Source organism: Streptomyces sp. NPDC034670, assembly GCF_055574875.1.
This window is the reverse complement of record NZ_JBVITR010000015.1, coordinates 36,247-48,628: the sequence shown is the minus strand read 5'-3', so window position 1 is coordinate 48,628 and position 12,382 is coordinate 36,247. Positions and strand designations below refer to the sequence as shown.

Here is a 12,382-nt window from a genome sequence, read left to right as displayed (position 1 = left end):
GACCGCGGGCAAGCAAAGGAAGAACACGGCAAACAACACAACCCCCCCCCCCCCCCCCCCCCCCCCCCCCCCCCCCCCCCGGCCGCGTACGGCTCGTGGGGGCGTCGGGACTAGGCCTCGAACACCTCACGCACCAGCTGCTCCTGCTCGGCCTGGTGGCGCTTGGCGGAGCCGACCGCCGGGGACGAGCTGTGCGGGCGCGAGATGCGCCGCAGACGCTCGGCGTGCGGGAGGTCGGCGCCGACCGCCAGGTCGAGGTGGTCGATCAGGTTGAGCGCGATGAACGGCCAGGCACCCTGGTTCGCCGGCTCCTCCTGGGCCCACAGGTACTTCTCGGCGTTCGGGTACTTCTTGATCTCCGCCTGGAGCTCGGCACCCGGCAGCGGGTACAGGCGCTCGATGCGGATGATCGCGGTGTCCGTCGCCTCGCGCTTCCTGCGCTCGGCCTCCAGGTCGTAGTAGACCTTGCCGGAGCAGAAGACGACCTTCCGCACCGCGGCCGGGTCGACCGTGGTGTCGCCGATGACCGGGCGGAACTGGCCCGTGGTGAACTCCTCCGCCTTCGAGGCGGCGGCCTTCAGGCGCAGCATCGACTTCGGGGTGAAGACGACCAGCGGCTTGTGGTGCGGGTTGTGCACCTGCCACCGCAGGAGGTGGAAGTAGTTCGACGGCGAGGTGGGCATCGCGACCGTCATGTTGTTCTGGGCGCAGAGCTGCAGGAACCGCTCCGGGCGGGCCGAGGAGTGGTCCGGGCCCTGGCCCTCGTAGCCGTGCGGGAGGAGCAGGACCACACCGGAGGTCTGGTTCCACTTCTGCTCCGCCGACGAGATGAACTCGTCCACGACCGTCTGCGCGCCGTTGACGAAGTCGCCGAACTGCGCCTCCCACAGCACGAGCGCGTCGGGGCGGGCCAGCGAGTAGCCGTACTCGAAGCCCATCGCCGCGTACTCGGAGAGCAGCGAGTTGTAGACGTTCAGCCGCGCCTGGTCCTCGGAGAGGTACTGCAGCGGCGTGTACTCCTCGCCGGTGCTGCGGTCGATGATGACCGCGTGGCGCTGGCCGAAGGTGCCGCGCTGGGAGTCCTGGCCCGCCAGGCGGACCGGGACGCCCTCCAGGAGCAGCGAGCCGAAGGCGAGGGTCTCGCCCATGCCCCAGTCGATGGTGCCGTCCTCGACCATCGCCGCCCGGCGCTGCAGCTGCGGCAGCAGCCGCGGGTGGACGGTGATGTGGTCGGGGATGTTGACCTGGGACTCGGCGATCCGCTTGACGACCTCCGTGGTCACCGCGGTGTTCACGGCGACCGGGAACTCGGCCTGCGGGTCGGAGGTCTCCACGGCGCCGGGCTGGCTGGTGGCCTCGCGGACCTCGGTGAAGACCTTCTCCAGCTGGCCCTGGTAGTCCTGCAGCGCCTGCTCGGCCTCTTCCAGGGTGATGTCGCCGCGACCGATCAGGGACTCGGTGTAGAGCTTGCGCACCGAGCGCTTCTTGTCGATCAGGTCGTACATCAGCGGCTGGGTGAAGGCCGGGTTGTCCGACTCGTTGTGGCCGCGGCGGCGGTAGCAGATGAGGTCGATCACCACGTCCTTGTTGAACGCCTGGCGGAACTCGAAGGCCAGGCGCGCGACGCGCACGACCGCCTCCGGGTCGTCGCCGTTCACGTGGAAGATCGGGGCCTCGATCATGCGGGCCACGTCCGTCGCGTACATGGAGGAGCGCGAGGACTCGGGGGCCGCGGTGAAGCCGACCTGGTTGTTGATGACGATGTGGACCGTGCCGCCGGTGCGGTAGCCGCGCAGCTGCGACATGTTCAGGGTCTCGGCCACCACGCCCTGGCCCGCGAAGGCCGCGTCGCCGTGGATGGCCACCGGCAGGACGGTGAAGTCCGTGCCGCCCTTGCCGATGATGTCCTGCTTGGCGCGGGCGACGCCCTCCAGGACCGGGTCCACCGCCTCCAGGTGCGAGGGGTTGGCGACCAGGGAGACCTTGATCTGCTCGCCGTCCAGGCCGGTGAAGGTGCCCTCGGCGCCCAGGTGGTACTTCACGTCGCCGGAGCCGTGCATCGACTTCGGGTCGAGGTTGCCCTCGAACTCGCGGAAGATCTGCGCGTACGACTTGCCGACGATGTTGGCGAGCACGTTCAGCCGGCCGCGGTGGGCCATGCCGATGACGACCTCGTCCAGACGGGACTCGGCGGCCGAGTCCAGCACCGCGTCCAGCAGCGGGATGACGGACTCGCCGCCCTCCAGGGAGAAGCGCTTCTGGCCGACGTACTTGGTCTGCAGGAAGGTCTCGAAGGCCTCCGCGGCGTTCAGCCGGCGCAGGATGCGCAGCTGCTCCTCGCGCTCCGGCTTGGAGTGCGAGCGCTCCACGCGGTCCTGGATCCACTTGCGCTGCTTGGGGTCCTGGATGTGCATGAACTCGATGCCGGTGGTGCGGCAGTACGAGTCGCGCAGCACGCCGAGGATGTCGCGCAGCTTCATCATCGACTTGCCGGCGAAGCCGCCGACGGCGAACTCGCGCTCCAGGTCCCACAGGGTGAGGCCGTGCTCGACGATGTCCAGGTCGGGGTGCTTGCGCTGCTTGTACTCCAGCGGGTCGGTGTCGGCCATGACGTGGCCGCGGACCCGGTAGGAGTGGATCAGGTCGAAGACGCGGGCGGCCTTGGTGACGTCGTCGTCGTGGCTGGCGTCGATGTCCTTGAGCCAGCGGACCGGCTCGTAGGGGATGCGCAGCGCCTCGAAGATGTCGTCGTAGAAGTCGTTCTCGCCGAGCAGCAGGTTCGCGACCGCGCGCAGGAACTCGCCGGAGGCGGCGCCCTGGATCACCCGGTGGTCGTAGGTCGACGTGAGCGTCATGACCTTCGAGATGCCGAGCTTGTTGAGGGTGGCCTGGCTGGTGCCCTGGAACTCCGCCGGGTAGTCCATGGAGCCGACGCCGAGGATCACCGACTGGCCGGGCATCAGGCGCGGCACGGAGTGGACGGTGCCGAGGCCGCCGGGGTTGGTCAGGGAGACCGTGACGCCGGTGAAGTCGTCCATCGTCAGCTTGTTGTCGCGAGCACGACGGACGATGTCCTCGTAGGCCTGCCAGAACTCGAAGAAGTTCAGCGTCTCGGCCTTCTTGATCGCCGCGACGACCAGCTGGCGGTCGCCGTTGGGCTTGACCAGGTCGATGGCGAGGCCGAGGTTGACGTGCTCCGGCTTCACCAGGGTCGGCTTGCCGTCCACCTTCGCGTAGGACCAGTTCATCGACGGCATCGCCTTGATGGCCTGGACCATGGCGTACCCGATGATGTGCGTGAAGGAGATCTTCCCGCCGCGGGCCCGCTTGAGGTGGTTGTTGATGACGATGCGGTTGTCGAACAGCAGCTTCACCGGGACCGCGCGCACGGACGTGGCCGTGGGCAGCTCCAGCGAGGCGTCCATGTTCTTCGCGACGGCGGCGGACGGGCCGCGCAGGGTCACCTTCTCGGGACCGGCCTTGACCTCGCCGTCGGGCGCGGCCTTGGCCTTGGCGGCGGGCTTCGCCGCGGCGGGCTTCGCGTCGGCCTGCTTCGCGGCGGGGGCGGCGGCCTTCGCGGGCGCCTGGGCCGGAGCCTGCGGGGCGGGGGCCTGGGCGGCCGGCCGGGCCGGAGCGGCGGGCGCGGACTGCGCGGCGGCCGGGGCGGGCGCCTGGGCCGGGGCGGGCGCAGGCGCGGGGGCCTGGGCCGGAGGGGTGGGCCGGGCCGTGGTGGTCCCCGCGGCCCCCGTGGCCGCGGTACCCGCCGGAGCCGAGGTCGCAGGCGCGCCCGGCTTGTAGTCGGCGAAGAAGTCCCACCAGGCTCGGTCCACCGAGTTCGGGTCCTGGAGGTACTGCTGGTAGATCTCGTCGACGAGCCATTCGTTGGCACCGAAGGCCGCAGCGGGGTTCTTCCCCGCTTGGTCGGTGTCGGTCGAGATGCTCGAGTTACTGGGGGACTGTGGCGACACGGCGTCAACCGCCCTCTTCCGCTTCGCAAGATGATGGACAGCGGGAATCAAGGCTACGCCTCCAGGAGCGAGAAGGTCAGGCCGGGCCCGTTCAACGTCGTGCAAGTCACATCTCGGAGGGTGTTTCGACGCTGGAAATGGCGGGAAACAAGCGTGGTTCCGCTGCTCCGGCCCCCTTCAGGGATCGCTCGGTCGTGACCCGGCGCGCACGGGACGCGGGCCTGTGCCTGATCACACGTGTCCATCAGCACGGACATGGATGGATCTTGTGACTCTGCTTCGAACTGTACGTCAAGCCGATGCGGAAGGCGTTCCCGGAAGAGTGACAAGGATCCGGCAACCCCGCTCGGATTCGGCCACTCCGATCCGGCCGCCGTGCAGGTCGACGGCCCAGCGGGCGATCGCCAGGCCGAGCCCGGTGCCGCCGTCGCTGCCGGGGCCGTGCGGCCGGGTGACGCTGCCGCGGTTGAAGCGCTCGAAGACGCGGTGCCACTCGGTCCGCGGGATGCCGGGCCCCTCGTCCAGCACCTCCAGCTCCAGCGACCCCGGCTGCGGCCCGCGGCGCGCCCTGACCGTCACCCGGCCGTGCGGCGGGCTGTGCTTGACCGCGTTGTCGATGAGGTTGGCGACGACCTGGTGGATGCGTTCCGGGTCGGCGTGCGCGGTCAGCTCGGGCGGCGTCACGTCGAGGTGCAGGTGGACGTCCGTGCGCGTGTGGCTGCCGGAGCCGGTGGCCGCGCACGCGCGGGCGGAGGCGACCATGCCCGCCTCCTTGAGCACGCCGGACAGGTACGGCCACACCTCGAACCGCCGCTTCTTCAGCGGGACGACGCCGTTGTCCAGGCGGGACAGGTCGAGGAGGGTCTCCACGAGGCGTCCCAGGCGCTCGGTCTGCCTCAGGGCCGTGCGCATCGTCTCGGGGTCGGCCTCGGTGACCCCGTCGACGATGTTCTCCAGCACCGCGCGCAGACCCGCGATGGGGGTGCGCAGCTCGTGCGAGACGTTGGCCACCAGCTCCTTGCGCTGACGGTCCTGGGCCTCCAGCTCGTCGGCCATGGCGTTGATGGTCTGGGCCAGGTCGCCCAGCTCGTCGCGGCGGTTCTCGCGCACCCGGCGGGTGTAGTCGCCGTGCGAGATGGACCGGGCCACCGCGTTCATGTCGTCCAGCGGGGCGGTGAGCGAGTGCGCCACGAACTGCGTGATGAGCAGCGTGGCGATCATCGAGAAGACCGTGATGAAGCGCAGCTCCGTCTCGGTGCGCACCGCGATCATCGACAGTCCGGTGGTGATCAGCACCGAGATGACGACCAGCGCGCCCAGCTTGGTCTTGATCGAGAAGGGGCGCGCACCGCCCCAGGGTGGCTTCCCGGGGCTCTTGCGTCGGGCCGGCCCGTCGCTCATGGCGTGGGCGTCTCCAGGGCGTAGCCCACGCCGTGCACGGTGCGGATGCGCTCGGCGCCGATCTTGCGGCGCAGCGCCTTGATGTGGCTGTCGACGGTGCGGGTGCCGGAGGCGTCGGCCCAGTCCCAGACCTCGGCCAGCAGCTGCTCGCGGGAGAGCACCGCGCGGGGGGTGTTCGCCAGGCAGACCAGCAGGTCGAACTCGGTGGGCGTCAGGTGGACGTCCTCGCTGCGCACCCGGACCCGGCGCTGCGCGTGGTCGATCTCCAGTTCGCCCAGGCGCAGGATGCCGCTGCGCGGCGTCGTGGCCGCGAGGGCCGCCCGCTCCATGCGGCGCAGCAGCACGTGCACCCGGGCCGCCAGCTCCCGCATGGAGAAGGGCTTCGTCATGTAGTCGTCGGCTCCGACGCCCAGCCCGACCAGCATGTCGGTCTCGTCGTCGCGCGCGGTGAGCATCAGCACCGGCACGGGCCGCTGGGCCTGCACCCGCCGGCAGACCTCCAGGCCGTCGAAGCCCGGCAGCATGACGTCGAGGATCAGCAGATCGGGCTGCCAGGCCTCCGCCGTGTCGACCGCGGACGGGCCGTCGCCGGCCGTTTGCACGAGGAATCCCTCGGCGCGCAGGCGGGTCGCGATGGCGTCCACGATCGTCGCGTCGTCCTCGACCACCAGGACCCGCCGCTGTGCGCCGGGGGTGGTCGTCGCCGTGCCGTTGTGGGAGGTGTGTGTCTGCTCCATCGCCCGCCCCTGAGGTGTGCTTTTCCGGAATCCGTGGGGTGATCCGTCATCTGCGCATGACTGCGATTGACGCTTGGATGATCCGCGCCAGAGCAGCAGCGTACGGGGAGTTACCGCGTGTCTGCTATCCAGGGCGGACGCCGAGGTGCACGACGTCCGGAACGCCCCGGGCAACGGGGACCTCTTCGGTACGCACGTGCCGGAACCCGGCATTCCGCAAGGTTCCCTCGAATTCCGGGGAGGGCTTGGCCGACCACACGGCGAGCACTCCGCGGGGCCTCAACACCCTTGCGCAGTCCGCCAGTCCGGCCGGCGAGTAGAGCCCGTCGTTGCCCTCGGTGACGGTCCAGTCGGGCCCGTTGTCGATGTCGAGGCACAGCGCGTCGAACGTGTCGGACGTCTCATTGACGTAGGCGACGAGATCCGCCTCGACGATCTCCGCGCGCGGGTCGGCGAGGGCCTCGGCGGAGATCCGGGCCAGGGGGCCCTCGCGGTGCCAGTCGATGACGGCCGGCTCGCGCTCCACCACGGTGATCCGCCCCCAGCGGGGCTGTGCGGCGGCGTGTGCGAGCGAGAAGCCGACGCCGAGCCCGCCGATGAGGGCGTGCGGGCCGGGGCGCGGGTCGCGCCCCCCGTCCGCGTCGGCGGCGTCGAGCGCGGCCAGGGCGGCGTCGACGAGCCGGCGCTCCGAGCGGCCGTCGGAGGTGTCCATCAGGAAGCAGCCGTTCGCGATGATCTGCAGCAGGTCGCCGTGCCGGCGCAGCGCGACCTCGCCGTACGGGCCTTCGCGGCGGTCCAGGACTTCGGGGGGTTCGGGAATGTCGTACGGGGTGGCCATCCGTTCATCTTGGCAGGCCCTCTCCCCGGGCCGCCGGGCCCCCGGATCACCGCATCACCGGATCGCCGGGCCGCCGGTGCGCGGAGGGCGTCCCGCCCGCCGCTGGGTGATCGCTCAGAGCGAACACGGCCTGGGAACATTCGGGGACTCACGAGCATTGAGTCGACATAACTCAACTTGACTGCCGAAGGGGAGATCATGGCTGCTGAGTCCACACCGCTCGCCCTGCCCGTGCTGCCGCTCGACGACGAGGTCGTGCTGCCCGGGATGGTGGTCCCGCTGGACCTGAGCGACGCGGAGGTGCGCGCCGCGGTGGAGGCCGCCCAGGCCGCCGCGAAGGACGCGCCGGGCAAGCCCAGGGTGCTCCTGGTGCCGCGCGTCGACGGGACCTACGCCGGCACCGGCGTCCTCGGCACGGTCGAGCAGGTCGGCAGGCTGGCCGACGGCGATCCGGGTGCCCTGATCCGCGGCCGGAGCCGGGTGCGGATCGGCGCCGGGACCACCGGGCCGGGCGCGGCGCTGTGGGTGGAGGCCACCCGGATCGAGGAGAACGTGCCCGAGCCGCTGCCGGGACAGGTGACCGAACTCGTCAAGGAGTACAAGGCGCTCGCCACCGCCTGGCTGCGCAAGCGCGGCGCCTGGCAGGTCGTCGACCGCGTCCAGGCCATCGACGACGTCTCCGCGCTCGCCGACAACTCCGGCTACTCGCCGTTCCTGACCACCGAGCAGAAGGTGGCGCTGCTGGAGACCGCCGACCCGGTGGCCCGGCTGAGGCTCGCGACCCAGCAGCTGCGCGACCACCTCGCCGAGCAGGACGTCGCCGAGTCCATCGCCAAGGACGTCCAGGAGGGCGTCGACAAGCAGCAGCGCGAGTTCCTGCTGCGCCGTCAGCTGGAGGCCGTCCGCAAGGAGCTGCGCGAGCTCAACGGTGAGCAGGAGGGCGGGGAGTCCGACGACTACCGCGCCCGCGTCGAGGCCGCCGACCTGCCGCAGAAGGTCCGCGAGGCCGCGCTCAAGGAGGTCGACAAGCTGGAGCGGGCCTCCGACCAGTCGCCCGAGGGCTCCTGGATCCGCACCTGGCTCGACACGGTCCTGGAGATGCCGTGGAACGAGCGCACCGAGGACGCCTACGACATCCAGGGCGCCCAGGACGTCCTGGACGCCGAGCACGCCGGCCTCGAGGACGTGAAGGAGCGCATCGTCGAGTACCTGGCGGTGCGCAAGCGGCGCGCGGAGCGCGGGCTGGGCGTGGTCGGGGGCCGACGCGGAGGCGCCGTGCTCGCCCTGGTCGGCCCGCCCGGCGTCGGCAAGACCAGCCTCGGCGAGTCCGTCGCCCACGCGATGGGCCGGAAGTTCGTCCGGGTCGCCCTCGGCGGCGTCCGCGACGAGGCCGAGATCCGCGGCCACCGGCGCACCTACGTCGGCGCGCTGCCCGGCCGGATCGTCCGCGCCGTCAAGGAGGCCGGGTCGATGAACCCGGTGGTGCTGCTCGACGAGATCGACAAGGTGGGCGCGGACTTCCGGGGCGACCCGGCCGCGGCCCTGCTGGAGGTGCTCGACCCGGCGCAGAACCACACCTTCCGGGACCACTACCTGGAGGTCGAGCTGGACCTGTCCGACGTGGTCTTCCTCGCCACCGCCAACGTCCTGGAGGCCATTCCGGAGGCGCTGGCGGACCGGATGGAGATCGTCCGCCTGGACGGCTACACCGAGGACGAGAAGGTCGTCATCGCCCGGGACCACCTGCTCCCGCGTCAGCTGGAGCGCGCCGGTCTCGGCGCGGACGAGGTGACGATCGAGGAGGGCGCGCTGCGCAGGCTCGCCGGCGAGTACACGCGCGAGGCCGGCGTGCGCAACCTGGAGCGGTCCGTCGCCCGGCTGCTGCGCAAGGTCGCCGCCCAGCACGAGCTGGGCGAGCGGGAGCTGCCGTTCACCGTGACCGAGGACGACCTGCGGGGCCTGATCGGCCGGCCGCACCACGTGCCCGAGTCCGCCCAGGACCCGGCCGAGCGCCGCACCTCCGTCCCCGGTGTCGCCACCGGGCTCGCGGTGACCGGGGCCGGCGGCGACGTCCTCTACGTGGAGGCGTCCCTCGCCGACCCGGAGACCGGCGCGGCGGGCCTGACGCTGACCGGCCAGCTCGGCGACGTGATGAAGGAGTCGGCGCGGATCGCGCTGAGCTTCCTGCGCAGCCACGGCGCCGAACTGGAGCTGCCGGTGGCCGATCTGAAGGACCGGGGCGTGCACATCCACTTCCCGGCGGGCGCGGTGCCCAAGGACGGCCCGAGCGCCGGCATCACCATGACCACCGCGCTGGCCTCGCTGCTCTCCGGCCGGCTGGTCCGCACCGACGTGGCGATGACCGGCGAGGTCTCGCTGACCGGACGGGTGCTGCCGATCGGCGGGGTGAAGCAGAAGCTGCTCGCGGCGCACCGGGCCGGCATCACCACCGTGGTCATCCCCAAGCGCAACGAGCCCGACCTGGACGACGTCCCGGCCCAGGTGCTGGACAAGCTCGACGTCCACACCGTCACCGACGTCCGCCAGGTGCTCGAGCTGGCGCTGACGCCGGCCGCCAGCGGCGCGGCGCCGGAGGTTCCGGTCGCGGTGTGACGGCGTGACCGGAAGGAGGGGAGGCCCGGGTCCCGTGAGGGAGGCCCGGGCCTCCGCCGTGCGCTTCCGCCGTGCGTCCTTGCCGTGCGGCCGCGCGGGGCCGCCGGTCAGCCCAGCGCGAGGGACCGCAGCTGGTCGAGCGTGCCGTTGAAGCGGTTGTGGTCCCCGACGGTCGGCCCGGTCGAGGTGTACTGCCACATCGTGTAGGTCCCCCAGCCGGCGGGGAGCTCCCCCGCGGTGGAGGCGTACCGGGCGACCCACAGCGGGCTGGCGGCGGCGAAGCCGGCGTGGTCGCCGGTGCACAGCGTCCACCAGCTGGTCGACGTGTAGATGACGGCGTCCCGCCCGGTGCGCGCCCGGTACCGGTCCAGGAAGTCGCCGATCCACTCCACCATCGCGCTCTGCGACTTGCCGTAGCAGTCGTTCCCGTAGGGGTTCCACTCCAGGTCGACCGCGCCCGGCAGGGTCCTGCCGTCCGCGGACCAGTCGCCGCCGCGGTCGACGAAGTAGTCGGCCTGGGCGGCGCCGCCCGAGGTGTCCGGGGTCGCGAAGTGGTAGGAGCCGCGGATCATGCCGACGTCGTACGAGCCGCCGTACTGCTGGGGGTGGTAGGGGTTGGTGTAGTACGTCCCCTCCGTGGCCTTCGCGTAGGCCCACCTCACCCCGCTGTCCCACAGGGTCTGCCACGCGACGTTCCCCTGGTGGCTGGAGACGTCCACCCCTTCCGTCCCGGCGGTGCGCCGGGTGGGGAGACCGCCCCGGCCGTCGTGGGCGACGACCCCCATCCCCATGTGGGCGGAGCCGCGCGGGGGGACGCCGGGGGAGGGCTCGTCCGCCGCGGCCGTGCGGGGGAGGGCGAAGAGGCCGAGCAGGACCGCCGCGACGGCGGTGTACACGTGTAAACGGGTGACGCCGGGTCTGTGCACGGGCATGACGTGTCTCCGAAGGATGGCTGACGGGGTGTCCGGAAGCTGCCGGTGGCCTACGCCTGCGAAATACTGGCGGAGCCGCAACGGCGTCGCCACTCGGCGAGAACCCTCAGGACCGGAAGACCGAGGCAGGGCCCACGTGCACGAAGACCGAAACGGCGGCGGGGAACGCGCCGCCGCCCCGGAGCCCGGAAGCGGTCTGGAGCAGCCCGGGCTCCTCGCGCTGGAGCGGGAGTTGACGGTGCTGCTGCGGCGTGCCCGGGCCAACCAGGGGGAGATGGCCCGCGAGGTCCACCCCGATCTGGAGCCGTCCGCCTACGGGCTGCTCGTCCGTCTGGACGAGTGCGGTGCGCAGCGGGCCACCGAACTCGCCGCCTACATCGGCGTCGGCAAGGCGACGATGTCGCGTCAGCTGCACGCGCTGGAGCGGCTCGGGCTCGTCACCCGCGCGCCGGACCCCGCCGACGGCCGCGCCTGGCTGATCGCCCTCACCGGGGAGGGGCGCGAACGGGTGAGCAGGGTCCGCGCGGCCCGCCGCGCGCGCTACGCCGGCCGCCTCGCCGACTGGGAGCCCGAGGAGGTCGCGGAACTCGCCCGGCTGCTGCGCCGGCTGAACCGCGGAATGGAGAAGTGACCGGGACGGGTCCGGGCGCGTACCGCCACCGGGAGCACCGGGAGCACCGGGAGCACCGGGAGCACCGGGAGCACCGGGAGCACCGGGGCGGCCGGGACCGCCGGGACCGCCGGGACCACCGGGACTGGCGGGACCGCTGAGACCGGCGGGGGCGCCGGGGCGACCGGGGCCACCGGTACCGCTGTGACCGTCGGTACCGCTGAGATCGCCGGGACCGCTGAGACCGCCGGTACCGGCGGGGATGCCGGGGCGGCCGGGATCAAAGCTCCGCGTAGACCACCGTCGCGTCGTCATGGACCTTGCCCGGCCGCGGCACCGGCCGGCCCGCCTCCGCCCGCTCCAGCGTCCGCACGCGGTCCACCAGGCAACGCGCCCCCTCCTTGCGGACGAGGGCGAGGCAGCCCGCCCAGTCGCCCTCGTGGAACCGCTCCACCCAGCGGGCCGCCCCGTCCGTCAGGGCGGCCAGGGAGCGCACCCCGTCGCGCGGCAGGGTGCCGGTGACCGCGCGGGCCGCCACCGAGGGGTCCGCCGCCGCCGTGAAGAAACCGCCCTCCCGGTTGCGCACCGTGGCGTCCACCAGGGCGTCCGTCGCCAGGGCCGAACGGGGCAGCCGGGCCAGCCGGTCGTCCAGCAGCGCGGTCACCGTCCCGTCGTCCGACTCGACCAGCAGGGCCGAGTCGGACAGGACCAGGTACTCGACCGAGTCCGGCGACCAGCGGGCCAGCGCCACCGTGGCCTGGGGCGTACGGGGGTGAGAAAGGTCACAGGTTGCCGCGTGGCTTCCGGCGGTACGCGTGAGGGCGCGTGCCAGCAGCTCGGCCAGGGGAACATCCGGGAGCGAAACGGTCAGTTCGGCCAGCGCCCCGCCGAGGCGCGCGGTGAACCAGGGAACGGAATGCAGACACCCGCCCCCGTCCTCCGGGGGCGTGACCCCGTCCAGCACGACGAGCGAACCGCCCTGCCCGGAGGCCGGAAGCGCGACGCTCGCGAAGTCCTCGTTGGGGCGGCCCGGGTCGCCGGGCTCCGAAACCAGTTCCATCCGCATCCGGCCAGTCTGCACGAGCCCTCCACGCGGACCGCGAAAGACCGGTCCCGGTCGCCGGACCACCGCAGCCGCGCAGGTCAGACGCCGGGTTTGGGAGGTAATGCAGTGCTCCGGGAACGCGTGGCGGCGAATCCTGCCACCGCCCGCCGCAGACGTCCAACCGGCGTCCCGCGCGCAGCCGCCGCACGGGGCGCCGGGACTTGCTCCCCAACTCGCG

General features: G+C 72.2%; 9 protein-coding genes. 3 read left to right on the top strand and 6 right to left on the bottom strand.

What is annotated here, in order from left to right:
* Positions 1–110 precede the first annotated feature (110 nt).
* The 4 genes from ACZ56B_RS13460 to ACZ56B_RS13445 all read right to left on the bottom strand — a co-directional run bounded on the left by ACZ56B_RS13460 (position 111) and on the right by ACZ56B_RS13445 (position 6,944).
* Positions 111–3,968, bottom strand: a complete 3,858-nt coding sequence (locus tag ACZ56B_RS13460; RefSeq protein WP_468789413.1) for a multifunctional oxoglutarate decarboxylase/oxoglutarate dehydrogenase thiamine pyrophosphate-binding subunit/dihydrolipoyllysine-residue succinyltransferase subunit — start codon at positions 3,966–3,968, stop codon at positions 111–113.
* A gap of 291 nt (positions 3,969–4,259) precedes the next feature.
* Entirely contained in the window at positions 4,260–5,369 is a 1,110-nt protein-coding gene (locus tag ACZ56B_RS13455) for a HAMP domain-containing sensor histidine kinase (protein ID WP_468789411.1), read from the bottom strand.
* On the bottom strand, positions 5,366–6,106 hold the full coding sequence (locus tag ACZ56B_RS13450; RefSeq protein ID WP_006134880.1) for a response regulator transcription factor: 741 nt from the start codon (positions 6,104–6,106) through the stop codon (positions 5,366–5,368). The genes ACZ56B_RS13455 and ACZ56B_RS13450 overlap by 4 nt, the downstream gene beginning before the upstream one ends.
* Positions 6,107–6,230: 124 nt before the next feature.
* The gene (locus ACZ56B_RS13445; RefSeq protein ID WP_468789409.1) at positions 6,231–6,944 is read right to left on the bottom strand and encodes a spermine/spermidine synthase domain-containing protein; all 714 of its coding nucleotides are present in this window, start codon (positions 6,942–6,944) and stop codon (positions 6,231–6,233) included.
* Positions 6,945–7,142: 198 nt separating this feature from the next.
* On the opposite strand from ACZ56B_RS13445, the gene lon reads away from it, so the two are divergent.
* The gene (lon, locus tag ACZ56B_RS13440; RefSeq protein WP_468789408.1) at positions 7,143–9,557 is read left to right on the top strand and encodes an endopeptidase La; all 2,415 of its coding nucleotides are present in this window, start codon (positions 7,143–7,145) and stop codon (positions 9,555–9,557) included.
* A gap of 107 nt (positions 9,558–9,664) precedes the next feature.
* On the opposite strand, the gene ACZ56B_RS13435 is transcribed toward lon, so the two are convergent.
* Entirely contained in the window at positions 9,665–10,489 is an 825-nt protein-coding gene (locus tag ACZ56B_RS13435) for a lysozyme (protein WP_468789406.1), read from the bottom strand.
* A 136-nt stretch (positions 10,490–10,625) separates the two neighbouring features.
* On the opposite strand from ACZ56B_RS13435, the gene ACZ56B_RS13430 reads away from it, so the two are divergent.
* A complete protein-coding gene (locus ACZ56B_RS13430) occupies positions 10,626–11,120 on the top strand; it encodes a MarR family winged helix-turn-helix transcriptional regulator (protein WP_468789405.1) in 495 nt (164 codons plus the stop codon).
* Complete coding sequence (locus ACZ56B_RS13425; protein ID WP_468789403.1) at positions 11,117–11,260, top strand: hypothetical protein; 144 nt, start codon at positions 11,117–11,119, stop codon at positions 11,258–11,260. The genes ACZ56B_RS13430 and ACZ56B_RS13425 overlap by 4 nt, the downstream gene beginning before the upstream one ends.
* A 119-nt stretch (positions 11,261–11,379) precedes the next feature.
* On the opposite strand, the gene ACZ56B_RS13420 is transcribed toward ACZ56B_RS13425, so the two are convergent.
* Positions 11,380–12,165 (bottom strand): protein phosphatase 2C domain-containing protein, encoded by a 786-nt coding sequence (locus tag ACZ56B_RS13420; protein WP_468789540.1) that lies wholly within the window; start codon positions 12,163–12,165, stop codon positions 11,380–11,382.
* Between the last annotated feature and the right edge of the window lie 217 nt (positions 12,166–12,382).